Origin of the sequence: Variovorax frigidus, assembly GCF_051216515.1 — a bacterium.
Lineage (GTDB): Bacteria > Pseudomonadota > Gammaproteobacteria > Burkholderiales > Burkholderiaceae_C > Variovorax.
Window position 1 is genome coordinate 458,702 of the sequence record NZ_JBPJZF010000005.1, and the last position, 14,750, is coordinate 473,451.

General features: G+C 66.2%; 12 protein-coding genes. 2 read left to right on the forward strand and 10 right to left on the reverse strand.

Annotated features, from left to right (window positions below):
• Positions 1 to 26: 26 nt before the first annotated feature.
• The 3 genes from ACSFBC_RS17530 to gcl all read right to left on the reverse strand — a co-directional run bounded on the left by ACSFBC_RS17530 (position 27) and on the right by gcl (position 3,765).
• Positions 27 to 929 (reverse strand): 2-hydroxy-3-oxopropionate reductase, encoded by a 903-nt coding sequence (locus ACSFBC_RS17530; protein WP_435511615.1) that lies wholly within the window; start codon positions 927 to 929, stop codon positions 27 to 29.
• A 136-nt stretch (positions 930 to 1,065) separates the two neighbouring features.
• Positions 1,066 to 1,833 (reverse strand): hydroxypyruvate isomerase, encoded by a 768-nt coding sequence (hyi, locus tag ACSFBC_RS17535; RefSeq protein ID WP_435511616.1) that lies wholly within the window; start codon positions 1,831 to 1,833, stop codon positions 1,066 to 1,068.
• Between the two features lie 138 nt (positions 1,834 to 1,971).
• A complete protein-coding gene (gene gcl, locus ACSFBC_RS17540) occupies positions 1,972 to 3,765 on the reverse strand; it encodes a glyoxylate carboligase (RefSeq protein ID WP_435511617.1) in 1,794 nt (597 codons plus the stop codon).
• 191 nt (positions 3,766 to 3,956) lie between these two features.
• Between gcl and ACSFBC_RS17545 the strand changes: the two genes are divergently transcribed.
• Positions 3,957 to 4,862, forward strand: a complete 906-nt coding sequence (locus tag ACSFBC_RS17545; RefSeq protein WP_435511618.1) for a LysR family transcriptional regulator — start codon at positions 3,957 to 3,959, stop codon at positions 4,860 to 4,862.
• Between the two features lie 17 nt (positions 4,863 to 4,879).
• Here the strand turns inward: ACSFBC_RS17545 and ACSFBC_RS17550 are convergent, their stop codons facing one another.
• From ACSFBC_RS17550 to ACSFBC_RS17575, 6 genes are all read right to left on the reverse strand, one after another.
• Positions 4,880 to 6,013 (reverse strand): AI-2E family transporter, encoded by a 1,134-nt coding sequence (locus ACSFBC_RS17550; RefSeq protein ID WP_435511619.1) that lies wholly within the window; start codon positions 6,011 to 6,013, stop codon positions 4,880 to 4,882.
• A gap of 13 nt (positions 6,014 to 6,026) precedes the next feature.
• Positions 6,027 to 6,743, reverse strand: a complete 717-nt coding sequence (locus ACSFBC_RS17555; protein WP_435511620.1) for a GntR family transcriptional regulator — start codon at positions 6,741 to 6,743, stop codon at positions 6,027 to 6,029.
• A 5-nt stretch (positions 6,744 to 6,748) separates the two neighbouring features.
• Positions 6,749 to 8,068, reverse strand: a complete 1,320-nt coding sequence (locus ACSFBC_RS17560; RefSeq protein WP_435511621.1) for a C4-dicarboxylate transporter DctA — start codon at positions 8,066 to 8,068, stop codon at positions 6,749 to 6,751.
• Between the two features lie 699 nt (positions 8,069 to 8,767).
• Positions 8,768 to 9,190 carry an addiction module antidote protein gene (locus ACSFBC_RS17565; RefSeq protein ID WP_435511622.1) on the reverse strand — a complete coding sequence of 141 codons (423 nt, stop codon included), beginning with the start codon at positions 9,188 to 9,190 and terminating at the stop codon, positions 8,768 to 8,770.
• A gap of 228 nt (positions 9,191 to 9,418) precedes the next feature.
• Positions 9,419 to 9,631, reverse strand: a complete 213-nt coding sequence (locus ACSFBC_RS17570; RefSeq protein WP_435511623.1) for a hypothetical protein — start codon at positions 9,629 to 9,631, stop codon at positions 9,419 to 9,421.
• Between the two features lie 67 nt (positions 9,632 to 9,698).
• Positions 9,699 to 11,195 (reverse strand): nucleobase:cation symporter-2 family protein, encoded by a 1,497-nt coding sequence (locus ACSFBC_RS17575; protein ID WP_435511624.1) that lies wholly within the window; start codon positions 11,193 to 11,195, stop codon positions 9,699 to 9,701.
• A gap of 283 nt (positions 11,196 to 11,478) precedes the next feature.
• Between ACSFBC_RS17575 and ACSFBC_RS17580 the strand changes: the two genes are divergently transcribed.
• Positions 11,479 to 13,350 carry a DUF3857 domain-containing transglutaminase family protein gene (locus tag ACSFBC_RS17580; RefSeq protein ID WP_435511625.1) on the forward strand — a complete coding sequence of 624 codons (1,872 nt, stop codon included), beginning with the start codon at positions 11,479 to 11,481 and terminating at the stop codon, positions 13,348 to 13,350.
• 100 nt (positions 13,351 to 13,450) lie between these two features.
• Here ACSFBC_RS17580 and ACSFBC_RS17585 read toward each other — a convergent pair whose 3' ends face one another.
• Positions 13,451 to 14,677, reverse strand: a complete 1,227-nt coding sequence (locus tag ACSFBC_RS17585; protein WP_435511626.1) for a M20 family metallopeptidase — start codon at positions 14,675 to 14,677, stop codon at positions 13,451 to 13,453.
• Positions 14,678 to 14,750: the final 73 nt, after the last annotated feature.

The following is a 14,750-nucleotide window of genomic DNA, read 5'->3' on the forward strand; positions in this document are numbered from 1 at the left end:
GAAATACGGCTGCGGGCTGCGCCGGATCATTCCCGGGGATCGGGTGCCACCGGGTGCTGCGCCAGGGTCTCCAGCGCCTTGACCAGCGCCGAATGGTCGGATTGCGCATGGCCCAGCGCGGCGCAGGTGTTCATCAGCTGCGCGGCCGCCGCGGTCTGCGGCAGCGCCATGCCCAGGGTGCGCGCGCCCTGCAGCGCGAGCTGCAGATCCTTCTGGTGCAGCGCGATGCGAAAGCCCGGCGCGAAGGTGCGCTGGATCATGCGTTCGCCATGCACCTCGAGCACGCGCGAAGACGCGAAGCCGCCCATCAGCGCCTGCCGCACCTTGGCCGGATCGGCACCGGCCTTGGACGCGAAGACCAGCGCCTCGGCCACCGCCGCGATGTTGAGCGCCACGATGATCTGGTTCGCCACCTTGGTGACCTGGCCCGCGCCGACGTCGCCCACGTGCGTGATGTTCTTGCCCATCGCGTCGAGCAGCGGTCGGACGCGTGCGAAGTCGGCCTCGGAGCCGCCGCACATGATGGTCAGGCTGGCCGCGCGCGCGCCGACCTCGCCGCCCGAGACGGGCGCATCGACGTAGCCGCATCCCAGTGCCGCGATCCGCTGCGCGAATTCACGCGTGGCGATCGGGTCGATCGAGCTGCAGTCGACCACCAGCTTGCCGGCCGCGAGCCCTGCGGCCACGCCGTCCTCGGCGAACAGCACCTTCTCCACGTCGGGCGTGTCCGGCACCATGAGGAACACGATGTCGGCCTGCCGCGCGACCTCTGCCGCCGAGGCGCAGATCCGGGCCTGCGAGGCGAAAGGCTCGGGTGCGCCGCTGCGCGTGTGGACGAACAGCGCGTGGCCCGCGTCGAGCAGGTGGGCCGCCATGGGCGCGCCCATGATGCCGAGGCCGATGAAGCCGATTTTCTGGGGGGATGCCATTGGATTTCCTTGTCAAGAGAGAGCGATGCCCGTGCAGTGCCAGCGACCGCCGCGGAACCGGCTTTGCCGGGCCGCAGGCGGTGCCCCCTGCAAGGGGGAGGGAGGCCACACGAAGTGGGCAAGCCTGGGGGTGTGCCTAGGGGCGCCACTGGAGGCCTTCGACGGTGCTGCCGCGCGGCTTGTACTCGCAGCCGATCCAGCCGTCATAGCCCAGCGCATCGATGTGCCTGAAGAGCCAGGGGTAGTTGATTTCGCCCGTGCCCGGCTCGCCGCGGCCCGGGTTGTCGGCCAGCTGGATGTGGCCGATGCGCGCCAGGTGCTTCGTGAGCGTCTGGCCCAGCTCGCCCTCCATGCGCTGCGCGTGGTAAATGTCGTATTGCAGGCGCAGGTTGGCCGAGCCGACCTCGTCGATCAGCGCCAGCGCCTGGTCGGTGCGCGTGAGAAAGAAGCCGGGGATGTCGAAGCTGTTGACCGGCTCGATCAGCAGCCGGATGCCGGCCGCCTCAAGCTGGCGCGCCGCGAGGTGCAGGTTGTAGACCACCGTCTGCCGGGCGAGCGGGGCATCGACGCCCGCCGGCAGCTTGCCGACCAGGCAATTGACCTGCGGGCAGCCGAGCGCGGTCGCGTAGTCGATCGCCATGGCGACGCCTTCGGCGAACTCGCTCGTGCGATCCGGGTGGCAGGCGATGCCGCGCTCGCCTTGCTCCCAGTCGCCGGCCGGCAGGTTGTGCAGCACCTGCTGCAGGCCGTTGGCGCGCAGCGCCGCGGCGAGTTCCTTCCGGTCGAAGGCATAGGGGAAGAGGTATTCCACGCCTTCGAAGCCGGCCTGGGCGGCGGCTTCGAAGCGTTGCATGAAGGGCAGCTCGGTGAAGAGCATCGTGAGGTTGGCAGCGAATTGGGGCATGGTCGAGATTCTGAAAGGTGGGAGCGCGCTTCTTTCCAGGAACACCGCGGAACCGGCTTTGCCGGGCCGCTGGTGTTGCCCCCGGTCGGGGGGTGGAGAAGCGACACGAAGTGCGCGTAGCCTGGGGGTGAGCTTTTGCTAATCCAGCATCGCCACGGCCAGCGCCGTGGGCGCATCGGCCATGCTCTCGGCCAGCGGCTCGAACTCGTTGATCGCGTCGATCTCGGTGCCCATCGCGATGTTGGTCACACGCGCCAGCATCACCTCGATCACCACAGGCACGCTGAACTCGGCCATCAACGCCTCGGCGCGGGCGATGGCTGGCGCCATCTCTTCCTGCGTGCGCACGCGGATCGCCTTGCAGCCCAGGCCTTCGACCACCTTCAGGTGGTCCACGCCGTAGCTGCGCTCGGTGCCGGCATCGGGCGCCGCGTTGATGTTGTCGAACGCGAGCTGTACGCAGTAGTCCATCTCGAAGCCGCGCTGTGCCTGGCGGATCAACCCGAGGTAGGCGTTGTTGACCACGATGTGCAGGTAGGGCAGCTTGAACTGCGCGCCCACGGCCAGCTCTTCGATCATGAACTGGAAGTCGTAGTCGCCCGAGAGCGCGACGATCTTGCGCGTGGGGTCTGCCGCGCGCACGCCCAGCGCGGCGGGGATGGTCCAGCCCAGCGGGCCGGCCTGGCCGCAGTTGATCCAGTGGCGCGGGTTGTACACGTGCAGGAACTGCGCCGCCGCGATCTGCGACAGGCCGATGGTGCTCACGTAGCAGGTGTCGCGCTCCAGGTGATTGTTCATGCACTGGTACACGCGCTGCGGCTTCATGGGCACGTCGGCGAAGTTGGTCTTGCGCAGCATCGTCTTCTTGCGCTCGCGGCATTCACCGGCCCAGGCGCCGCGTTCGGGCAAGCGACCCGCGGCCTTCATCTCTTCGGCGACCTGCACGAACATTTCGAGCGCGGCCTTGGCATCGGAGACGATGCCGAAGTCGGGCGTGAACACGCGGCCGATCTGCGTGGGCTCGATGTCGACGTGCACGAAGGTGCGGCCTTTGGTGTAGACCTCGACCGAGCCCGTGTGGCGGTTGGCCCAGCGGTTGCCGATGCCCAGCACGAAGTCGCTCGCGAGCAGGGTCGCATTGCCGTAGCGGTGGCTGGTCTGCAGGCCGCACATGCCGGCCATCAGCGGATGGTCGTCGGCGATCGCGCCCCAGGCCATCAGCGTGGGAATCACCGGCACGCCGGTGGCTTCGGCAAAGCGTACGAGCAATGCGCTCGCATCGGCGTTGATCACGCCGCCGCCGGCCACGATCAGCGGGCGCTCGGCGGCACTGAGCATCGCCAATGCCTTCTCGATCTGTGCGCGCGTGGCAGCCGGCTTGTAGGGCACGAGCGGCGCGTAGCTGTCGATGTCGAACTCGATCTGCGCCATCTGCACGTCGAAGGGCAGGTCGATCAGCACCGGGCCGGGCCGGCCCGAGCGCATCAGGTGGAAGGCCTGCTGGAACACCTGCGGCACCTGGCCGGGTTCGCGCACCGTGACCGACCACTTGGTCACGGGCTTGGAGATCGACTCGATGTCCACCGCCTGGAAGTCCTCCTTGTAGAGCCGTGCACGCGGTGCCTGGCCGGTGATGCAGAGGATGGGGATCGAATCGGCCCAGGCAGAGTAGAGGCCGGTGATCATGTCGGTGCCGGCCGGCCCCGAGGTGCCGATGCACACGCCGATGTTGCCGGCCACGGCGCGGGTGTAGCCCTCGGCCATGTGCGAGGCGCCCTCGACGTGGCGCGCGAGGATGTGGGCGATGCTGCCGCGGCCGCGCAGTGCCGAATACAGCGGATTGATGGCTGCGCCCGGCACGCCGAAGGCCTGCGTCACGCCTTCCTTTTCCATCACCAGCACGGCGGCCTGAGCCGCGGTCATCTTTGCCATGGGAACTCTCCTTGAGGTGGACTCACTGTAGGAAGCCGGGCGTGTTCGAAGAAGAGGGCGGTGGACCATAAAACCTATTCCATGGTGGAATAAGTGGCTAGGATGGTCGCCGCCGGGCCGCCCCAAGGCGACCGGGCCCCCTTGGGGGGCAGTGATACACGCAGTGATGAGCGTGGGGGCCAGGAGGATTTATGGATCGCTTGCTTGCCATGGAGATGTTCGTGCGCGTGGTGGAGACCGGAAGCTTCTCCAAGGCCGCGCGCGAATTCAACACCACCCAGCCCACCGTGACCAAGCAGGTCGCGGCCACCGAAGCGCGGTTGAAGGTGCGGCTGCTCAACCGCAACACGCGGGGCGTGAGCCTCACCGAGCCCGGTGCGCTGTACTACGAGAAGTGCAAGAGCATCGTGCGCGACGCGCAGGAGGCCGACAGCATCGTGCAGCTGCGGCAGAACCAGGCGCAGGGGCTGCTGCGCATCGGCACCTCGGTGGCCTTCGGTCGCCGCGTGGTGGTGCCGCTGGCGCTGGCCTACATGCGCCGGCATCCGCAGCTGCAGCTCGACCTGAGCTTCGAGGACCGCTATGTCGACCTGATCGCGCAGGGCATCGATGTCGCGATCCGCATGGGCAAACTGGCCGACTCCTCGTTGGGTGCGCGCTACCTCGGCGTCAACCCGTGGGTCATGGTCGCGTCACCCGGCTATCTGAAGAAGCACGGCACGCCCCGGCGCGCGCAGGACCTGGGCGCGCACGTGGCGCTGATCTACAGCAGCGTGGTGGGCGACGAGTTCTGGCGCATGCACACGCCCAAGGGCGATCCGGTCACGGTGCCGGTGACCGGCCGCTTTCGCTCGAACAACCTGTCGGCCGTGCTGGCGGCCGCGCGCGACGGGCTGGGGATCGCGCTGATGCCGCGCTATGTTGCGAGCGAGTCGCTGGCGGCCGGCACGCTGCTGGCCGTGCTGGGCGATCACACGCTGCCCGAGCAGGAGATCCACGCCGTCTTTCCTTCGCCCAAGCTGGTTCCGGGCAAGGTGTCGGGCTTCGTGGCTTTCCTGCAGGGGCACTTCGACGAGGGCTGGTGGAACGGCGGCTGAGGCCGTTTGCCGGTTTCTCAGTGCTTCTGGCGGTTCGCCTCGATCACGACGGGATCGGGCGCGCTGAGCGGGTCGTCCGGGTTGTCCGACTCGTGGCCGGCGCCCACATGGACGGAGTCGGCGAACAGGCTCCAGGCCGCCATGAACAGCGCGGCGATCACCGGGCCGATCACGAAGCCGTTGATGCCGAACAGCGCCATGCCGCCGATGGTGGAGATCAGCACCACGTAGTCGGGCATCTGCGTGTCCTTGCCGACCAGCAGCGGGCGCAGGATGTTGTCGATCAGGCCGATCACGAAGACGCCGACGAAGAGCAGGCCCAGGCCCTTGGCGACCGCGCCGCTGGCCAGGAAGTAGATCGCCACCGGGGCCCAGATCAGGGCCGCGCCCACCGCGGGCAGCAGCGACAGGAAGGCCATCACCACGCCCCAGAGCAAGGCGCCCTGCACGCCGAGGAACCAGAGGGACAGGCCGCCGATCGTGCCCTGCACCGCGGCCACCACCACGTTGCCCTTGACGGTGGCGCGGATCACGGTGGTGAACTTGTTGAGCAGGTAGTGGGTGTGCGGGCGTGCGAGCGGCAGGGCTTCGCGGATCGTCTTCGACAGGTCGGCGCCGTCGCGCAGCAGGAAGAACAGCAGGTAGAGCATCACGAAGAAGCTCACCACGAAATCGAAGGTGTTCTGGCCGATGCTCAGCGCCTGCTGCGCGATCACCTGGGTGCCCTGGGCTGCGCCGGCCGAGAGCTTGGTCAGCATCGCTTCCATGTTGCCCAGGCCGAAGCGGTCGAGCAGGTTCAGCACGGGCCGGGGCATGGCCGAGACGATCTGCTGGAAGTAGTTGGCGAAGTTGAGTTCGCCGGTGCGCAGGCGCTGCGTGACGGTGGCCACGTCCTGCACCAGCGAGGCCGCGATCATCGACAGCGGCAGGAACACGATCACCAGGCAGATCGCCAGCGTGGCCAGCGCTGCCAGCGTGCGGCGCTTGCGCATCTTCACCAGCAGGCGCTTGTAGAGCGGGTTGAACAGGATGGCCAGCGCCACGCCCCACAGCACCGCGCCGGCAAAGGGCAGCAGGATCCAGAAGAAGGCGACCGAGACGGCCGCCAGCAGGAAGAGGAAGAAACCGCGCTGGAGTGAGGGTGAGGTCATGAGCGCCCCGACTTTAGCCGAGCTTCGCCTCCCCGAGCGTTCGCTGCTGCGGCAAGGGTGTCAGCGCCACGCGCAAGCGCTCGTGGGCGTTTGCGCCGCCGTCCTCCCGCCGGCCCAGCGCCTGCTCGACCTGGCCGATGTGCGCGAGCATGAGCTTTCGCGCCAGCGCCGGGTCGCCGCGTTCGAGCGCCCCCACGATGGCCTCGTGCTCGGTGCACGACTGCCGCGCGTCGTGCGTCGACTGGTAGAGCGACGCGGCCAGCGTGGTGCGCGCCGTGAGGTCGCGCAGTACGTCGCAAAGAAGCCGGTGACCCATCTGCTCGGCCAGGCAGACGTGGAAGTCGGCCAGCAGGAAGGCGCGGGTGGCGGCATCGGCGCCGTCGATGGCGCGCTGCTCCTGGCCGATGTGCTCGCGCAGCTTGCGGATCACCTTCTGCAGCGGCGGGCCGGCGTCGGCCAGGATGCCGGCCTCGACGATGCGGCGCGCGGCGAAGGCGTCCTGCGCCTCCTCGGCCGAGGGCTCCACCACATACCAGCCACGGCGCGGCTGCACCTTGACGAAGCCGCGGGCCTGCAACTGCATCAGCGCCTCGCGCACCATGGTGCGGCTCACGTCGAAGGTCTCGGCCAGCGTCTGTTCGCCCAGCCGCTCGCCCGGCGCCAGCTTCTGCGCCAGGATGGCCTCGACCACGCGCGCGGCGATGGCGGTGGGGCTGACGTCGGTGGCCATGCGAGTCAGTGGCCGGTCGCCAGCGGGGCGGCACCGGCGTCGGCCAGCGGCTCGTCGTCGGGCGCATAGGTGCCGTCGAGCACCGCGTGTGCGCGTTCGCGATCGATGTCGCCTTCCCAGGCCGCGATGGCGACGGTGGCCACGCAGTTGCCGATCAGGTTGCCCAACGCGCGGGCGATGCCCATGAACCAGTCGACCGACAGCACCAGCACCAGCCCGATGGCCGGGATCGCGGGAATGGCATGCAGCGTGGCGGCCAGCACCACGATGGCCGAGCCCGGCACGCCATGCGCGCCCTTCGACGTGACCAGCGCGATCGCCAGGATCGTCATCAGGTCCGCCATCGAGATCGGCGTGTTGGTGGCCTGGGCGATGAACACCGCGGCCAGCGTGATGTAGATCGAGAAAGCGTCGAGGTTGAACGAGTAGCCTGTGGGAATCACCAGGCCGACCGTCGAATCGCGGATGCCCATGCGACGCAGCTTGGCCATGATCTGCGGCAGCACGCTGTCCGAGGAGGTGGTGGCGAACACCACGGCCAGTTCCTCGCGCAGGTAGCGCAGCAGCTTCCAGAGGCTGAAGCCCGAGAAGCGCATCACGAGGCCGAGCACCACGAACACGAAGACCAGCACCGCGCCGTAGAAGAGCGCCACCAGCATGCCCAGTTGCTTGAGCGAGCCGATGCCGTACTGGCCGACGGTGAAGGCGATCGCACCCAGCACGCCCAGCGGCGCCAGCTTGATGAGGATGCCCATGATCTTGAACAGCACCAGCGAGAGCGCGTCCACCACCACCGCCACCGGCTTGCCACGCTCGCCCAGCAGCGTGAGCGCGCAACCGAACAGCACCGCGAACAGCAGCACCTGCAGCACGTCGCCGGTGGCGAAGGCGTTCACCACCGTGGTGGGAATGAGCTTCATCAGAAAGTCGACCGTGCCGCCGCTGGTGAGCTTGTCGGCATTGGAGGCATAGGCGCTCATGGCGGCCGGATCGAGCTTGGACGGATCGACGTTCATGCCCACGCCCGGCTCGAACACGAAGGCCAGCACCAGGCCCATCGCGAGCGCGATGGTGGTCAGCACCTCGAAGTAGATGAGCGCCTTCACGCCCACCCGGCCCACGCGCCTCAGGTCGCCCGCGCCGGCGATGCCATGCACCACCACGCAGAACACCAGCACCGGGATGATCATCTTGATCAGCTTGATGAACCCGTCACCCAGCGGTTTGAGCTTGACGGCGTACTCGGGAGCGAACAGCCCCGCGAGCACGCCCAGCACCAGCGCGATGACCACCTGACCGAAAAGAGATTTGGCAAAGCGAGGCATGGAGTCTCCTGTTGTCTTTCGAGGTTTGCATGCAAGGATCGCTCTTTCTTGCATGCAAGAAATGTAGGCAAGATGGATTCGAGAGGAAACAGGGTATTCCCCCGCCTGTGGCTTACTGGGTCTAACCAGCGGGTACGAGTCAGCTCGACCAAAGCTTGGGCATCGAACGCGAGGCGCAACGCCGACCAGGCGGTCTGCGCGTTGACGCTCGACTACGCCGGCGCGCTGGGCCTGGCCGCGTCGGGCATGCAGCCTTCTACTTCGACGGCGTGCGCATCGCGACCTATGCCGACACCAGCAGCAACAGCGCGCTTGACTGGAAGGCCTTGAGCTTTCAGTTCAGCGGCGCGGCAGGTCAATTCCGCGAACCTGGCGCTCGACCTTACGGCCTGGGACTGAGGCAGGCTCGCCGTGAAGCCGCCATCCGGTTTCACGGGTACGTTGCAGCTGCAGTTGCGCGCCACGAGCACCGAAGCTGGCAATTGCGCGGAGCGCAGGTCTTGGGCAGACGCTGAGAAGAGAAGGAGGCCGTAGAGTGAACCAGGACGCAACTGCTTGGCGGCGAATGGCTGCAGGAACCCAAGCAGACGGCCAAGGCCCATTGGGCATAGCTCGTTGCGGGTCAAGTCACAGTCCGGGCCTGAGTGTGTTCGCCCACAACGATTTTGGCGTGGTGACGCGAGATCTGCATTTGATGAATCAGATGGGCTGGGCCACGAGTTTCACGCCCAGCGCTTTGCACACGCGGTTGATGGTGTCAAAGCGCGGGTGGGCGTCAGCGCGCAGCGCCTTGTACAGGCTTTCGCGCCCGATTCCTGCATCCTTGGCGATCTGCGTCATGCCACGCGCCTTGGCAATATGACCCAACGCATACGCCAACTCGCTGTCGTCACCATCGGTCAGAACCTGGGACAGGTATTCGGCCACGGCCGCGTCACTGCCTAGATAGTCCGCCATATCAAACTCCGGCAAGTCGTTGATCTTCTTTTTTTTGGTCATGGTGCATCCTTCCTCAATGGTTCCAGCCACTGCTCTCGCGGTGGCAATGTCGGCCTGCTGGGTGCTCTTGTCACCATCACCCAGCATGATGATCAATGTCCCGCCACGCTCGATGTCGGACATGCGCCAGCTGGGCCGAAGAACTCGCGCATTTCAAAAACGCCACTACCGATGAACTTGATATCCCGCAAGTTTCCGCGCCGCGCCTTGTCAAGGCGCCGTGCCAACCTGATGCGCGTTGCTCTATCGCGCTGACATCGAACCATGCAACGAACCCGGGCAATCGGCAGACCGCAAACATGAAAAAATCGTATTCGATCGAATACGAATCTGTCAATGGTGAGGGCTTGGTTATGCGGTCGTGGTGATGCCGGAGAAACCGTTCACACGGGCGATCTCCTCGCGCATCAAGACCGTGGATCGCGTCATCGACTCGGCGGCGGGAACGTTCGGCGTGCTGGTGGAGCTGGACAACGCGAAGCAGGCATTGCCGGGCGGCATTCGCTGCAAGTTGCGACTGAGCGGGGCGAGTCGATAGTCGCGTTCCGGGTGGCCTTGGCTCAAGGGGGCGTGCGGGACGCTCGTCGCGCCGGCCCGGCGCCGGACCGACGCAGCCCATGAACCAAGAGCCTCAATGCGCTTCTGCCTGCTTGGCCGCGGCGATGATGGCCTGCTCGTCGTGCTTCGCGCCGTTCAGGAACAGGTTCAGCAGCACCGCCGTGATCGAGGCCAGCAAGATGCCCGACTCGATCAGCGAGTGCAGGCCGTGCGGCATCCACTGCTTGAAGTTGGGCGCGATCAGCGGAATCATGCCGACGCCGATCGACACCGCGACGATCATCGGGTTGTGGCGGTTGGTCTTGAAGTCCACGCCCGAGAGGATGCGGATGCCGGTGGCCGCCACCATGCCGAACATCACCAGGCCCGCACCGCCCAGCACCACGGTCGGCAGCGACTCGATCAGCGCCGCCATCTTGGGCAGCAGGCCCAGCACCACCAGGATCACGCCGCCGGCCGCGCAGACGTAGCGGCTCTTGATGCCGGTGATCGCGACCAGGCCCACGTTCTGCGAGAAGCTGGTGTACGGGAAGGTGTTGAAGATGCCGCCGATCAGCGTGCCCAGGCCGTCGGTGCGCAAGCCCTTGGCCAGCGCCTTCTGGTCGACCTCGCGGTCGGTCATCTCGCCGAGCGCCAGGAACATGCCGGTGGATTCGATCATCACCACGATCATGATCAGCGTCATGGTGAGGATCAGGATCGGGTCGAACGCCGGCATGCCGAAGTGGAAGGGCAGCACGATGTCGAACCAGGGCGCCTTGCCGACCTTCTCGTAGGTCATGATGCCCATCACCGAGGCCACCACGGCGCCGATCACGATGCCCAGCAGCACCGAGATGTTGGCGATGAAGCCCTTGGCGTACTTCACGATCAGCAGGATCGACACCAGCACCAGCGCGGCCACGCCCAGGCCCGTGAGGTCGGCGTATTTGGGGTTGGGCATGGTGGGCATGATCGCGAAGCCCTTGGGCACCGGCGGGATCGAGCTGCCGGGCGAGGTGGCCTCGGCCAGCCACTTGGCATAGACCGGGTCGACCACAGCGGGCGCGGTCGGGCCGAAGGGGTTGCCGAAGATCCAGTTGATGCCCACGCGCATCAGGCTGATGCCGATCACCGCGATGATCGTGCCGGTGACCACCGGCGGGAAGAAGCGCAGCATGCGGCTGACCATGGGCGCGATCAGTACCGAGATGATGCCGGCCCCGATGATCGAGCCGAACAGCAGCTGTGCCCCCGCGGTGCCGGGGTTGGCATTGGCGATGGCGACCATCGGCGCGACCGATGCGAAGGTCACGCCCATCATCACCGGCAGCTTGATGCCGAACCACTGTGTGGCACCCAGCGACTGGATCAGCGTGGCGATGCCGCAGCAGAACAGGTCGGCCGAGATCAGCAGCGCGACCTCGTCGGGCGTGAGCTTGAGCGCGCGGCCCACGATCAGCGGCACCGCGACGGCACCGGCATACATCACCAGCACATGCTGCAGCCCGAGGGCCGAAACCTTGCCAAGGGGAAGCCGCTGGTCCACGGGATGGACCGTGGCGGGCGGTGCGGACGAGTGAGTGCTCATGGCGAAACTCCTGCTGAAAACGACGGAAGGTCGACGATCAGTCCACATTAACTGTATACAAAGATGTGCGCAATAGTGGTTTCGATGGGTTGGTGCGCACTGGAAGGCGCAGAAAGCAGAAGGCCCGCGCGAAGCGGCCTTGAGCGGGGAGAGCCGTCATTAATTTGAATTTTTGTGAACTGGCATTCGGCGCCGTTGCTTTTTTTGCACCGCGTCCTAGACTCCCAGCGGAGCCAGGGGTCACCGCCCCAAGCCGACAGAGAAACAAAAAATGGGAGACAACATGTTGCGCTTCTGGATGGCTTTTCTTTTGCTGGCAAGTTCTCACCTTGCCACCGCACAACCGGTGGCCCCTGCACCTGCATCCGAAAAAGGCTTTGCACCAGGCATCGCCTACGAGCGGCGCCACGTTGACTACGCGGTGGAGCATGACGGTCGGTTCGTCAAGGAAAGTGAGTCGCTCCGGCTGGTGCTCAACGAAGCGGGGGTGCGTGAGGCGGCCCAAATCTCGCTGCCTTACAGCGCCAGTCTGCAGACACTCGAAGTCGTTTTCGCGCGCCTGATCACGGCGGACGGCAAGGAACTCCACCTTCCCTCGTCGGCCATCTTCGAGCAGGAGCCCTATGCCTCGCAAGGGGCGCCGATGTTCAGCGACTACAAGGTCAAGACCCTCGTGTTTTCGCAGGTCATGCCCGGTACGCGCATCCATCTGAAGACGCGTCTCACGCAGCGCGTTCCGATCCTGCCGAAGCAGTTCAGTGCCTTCGAGTTCATCTCGCCGCATTCTTCACGGCATGACTTCGTGTTCACGGTGACCGCGCCCAATGACATGGCGCTGGATGTGCAGGCGATCGATCTGCCGCATGTGCAGGACGTCCTGGCCGACGGGCGTGTGCGGCACACTTTTCGGGGTGACAACGCGCTGGCGGTGGCGCCGGAGTCGGGCAGTGTGGCGCGCAGCGACTACAGCCCCCGCATGCTTGTCAGCACCATGCCGACCGGCGCCGATCTCGCCAGCGCCTACCGTCAGCTCGCAGGGGACATGACAGCGCCGACCGCGCGCGTGTCCGCATTGGCGGAGCAGGCGACCGATGGCATTTCCAATCCGCGCCTGCAGGCCAAGGCACTCTATGACTGGGTCCGGCTGAACATCCGCTATGTCAGTGTGGTGCTCGAGCGTGGCGGTTTCGTGCCGCGCTCGCTCGACAGCATTCTCGCGAATGGATACGGCGACTGCAAGGACCAGGCAGTCCTCTTGGTAGCACTCCTGCGCGCCAAAGGCATCGACGCTACGCCGGTGCTGATCGGCGCAGGCAATGCCTTCTGGATGCCGCGCCCCGGTGCGCTCCAGGCGTTCAACCACATGATCACCTATGTGCCTTCCCTGGACCTTTACCTGGACAGCACAGCACGCTTCACGCCCTTCGGGGCGCTGCCGACTGGCGACGGTGGCAAGCAGGTGCTGCATGTCAACACCGGCCAGTGGGCGCGCACGCCCATCGCCGAAGGTGGAACGACAGCAGCCATCCAACGGATCGACGTAGCCGAAGATGGATCTGCTGCCATCAAGCTCTCCGTTCGTGGAACCGGCTCGGGTGCCGGCGCGGTGCGCAGCACTTTCTCTGCGCTGCAATCGACGCCCGATGAACAGGTGGTAAACAGCATGCTGACGCAGGCCGGCCTCAGCGGAAAGGGCGTACTACGCCGACCCGACCTGCGGGGAGACAGCGACGAGGCGGAGTTCGGGCTGGACTACAGCGCGCCAAATTTCGTGGACCTGCCAGGGCCGGGCGTGCTTCGCGTTCCGGCAGCGGGTTCGAGCGCGCTGGCGTCCTGGGTCCGGTTGCTGAAGACTGAACGCCGGTATCCCACCGGATGCCCCGACGGCAAAGTGAGCGAGACACTGGAACTCAGGCTCCCCCGAAGCGTGCGCCTGCAGCGGGATCCGGCATCTGAACACCACTCGCTCAGCTTGTCGGGTAGTCGCATCGACTACCAGCAGACGGTGCGGCGCGAGGGAGACACCTTCAAGCTTTCGCGACGCATCACCATGGTCGCCACGCAGCCGGTCTGTACGACTGTCGACGTGGAAGCCCAAAAGGCGTTTGCTCAAAAGGTCGAGCGCAGTTTGCGAACGCAACTCGTGTACGAGTAGCACCGGTCTAAGTCGCCACTTGCAGCTTGGATGCAGGGGGGTGTCCCCTCCCAACCTCATTTTCCGGAAGCGGTCGCCAATCTGGCGGGTGCGCGCTGGCTCAGGCCAACAGATCACTCAGCGTGCGCGCGATGACCTTGGTCGCGCGCCGCAGGTCTTCGAGCACCACGCGCTCGTCGCTGCGCTTGGCATGCGACTCGAGCACGGTGCGCGGCCCGGCGCCGTAGATCACGCCCGGGATGCCGGCTTCGCCGTACAGGCGCACGTCGGTGTACAGCGGCGTGCCCATGGCCTTGATGGGTTCGCCGAACACGTCCTGGCCGTGCTTCTGGATCGCGTCGACCAGCGGCTTGTTGCCGGCCAGCGGCTTCATCGAGTTGGCCAGCAGCAGGCGCTTGATCTCCACCGTGATGCCGGCGCTTTCGGCGGCGGCATCGGCGATCACCTGGCGGATGGCGGCCTCGACCTCGACCGGGTTCTCCTCGGGAATCATGCGGCGGTCGAGCTTGAACACCACCTTGCCGGGCACCACGTTGGTGTTGGTGCCGCCTTCGATGCGGCCGACGTTGAGGTAGGGGTGCGTGATGCCCTCGACCTTCGACGTGACCTGCTGGTAGCGCGTGTTCTGCGCATAGAGCGCGTTGAGGATCCTGACCGCGCCCTGCAGCGCATCGACGCCGCTCGTGGGGATGGCGGCGTGCGCCATCTTGCCGTGCACCGTGACTTCCATCTGCAGGCAGCCGTTGTGTGCGGTGACCACTTCGTAGCTGAAGCCGGCCGCGATCATCAGGTCGGGCTTGGTGAGGCCGTTCTTGAGCAGCCAGCCCGGGCCGAGGATGCCGCCGAATTCCTCGTCGTAGGTGAAGTGCAGTTCGACGGCGCCCTGGGTGGGCTTGGCCACGGCCTCGAGCGCACGCAGCGCGAAGGTGAAGCTCGCGAAGTCGCTCTTGCTCACCGCGGTGGCGCGGCCGTAGAGGCTGCCGTCGACGATCTCTCCGCCGTAGGGGTCGTGCGTCCAGCCGTCACCCGGGGGCACCACATCGCCGTGCGCATTGAGCGCGACCGTGCGGCCGCCGTTGCCATAGGGGCGGCGCACGATCAGGTTGGTGATCGATTCGAGGCCGTAGTCCTGCACTTCCTGCGCGGGCACGGCGTGCTTCTCGGCCTCGAAGCCGAAGTCCTTGAGCAGCTCGGCCGTGCGCTCGGCGTGCGGTGCGTTGTTGCCGGGCGGCGTGTCGGTAGGCACCTGCACCAGTTGCTGCAGGAACTTCACTTCTTCGTCGAAGTGGGCGTCGATCCAGGCGTCGAGCTTGGCGTAGTCGGTCATAGAAGGCCTCTTCAGATGGCAGGTTCAGGTTCGGATCGCGCGTTGCGTGCGGCGATGTCTTTGTCGGGAAACA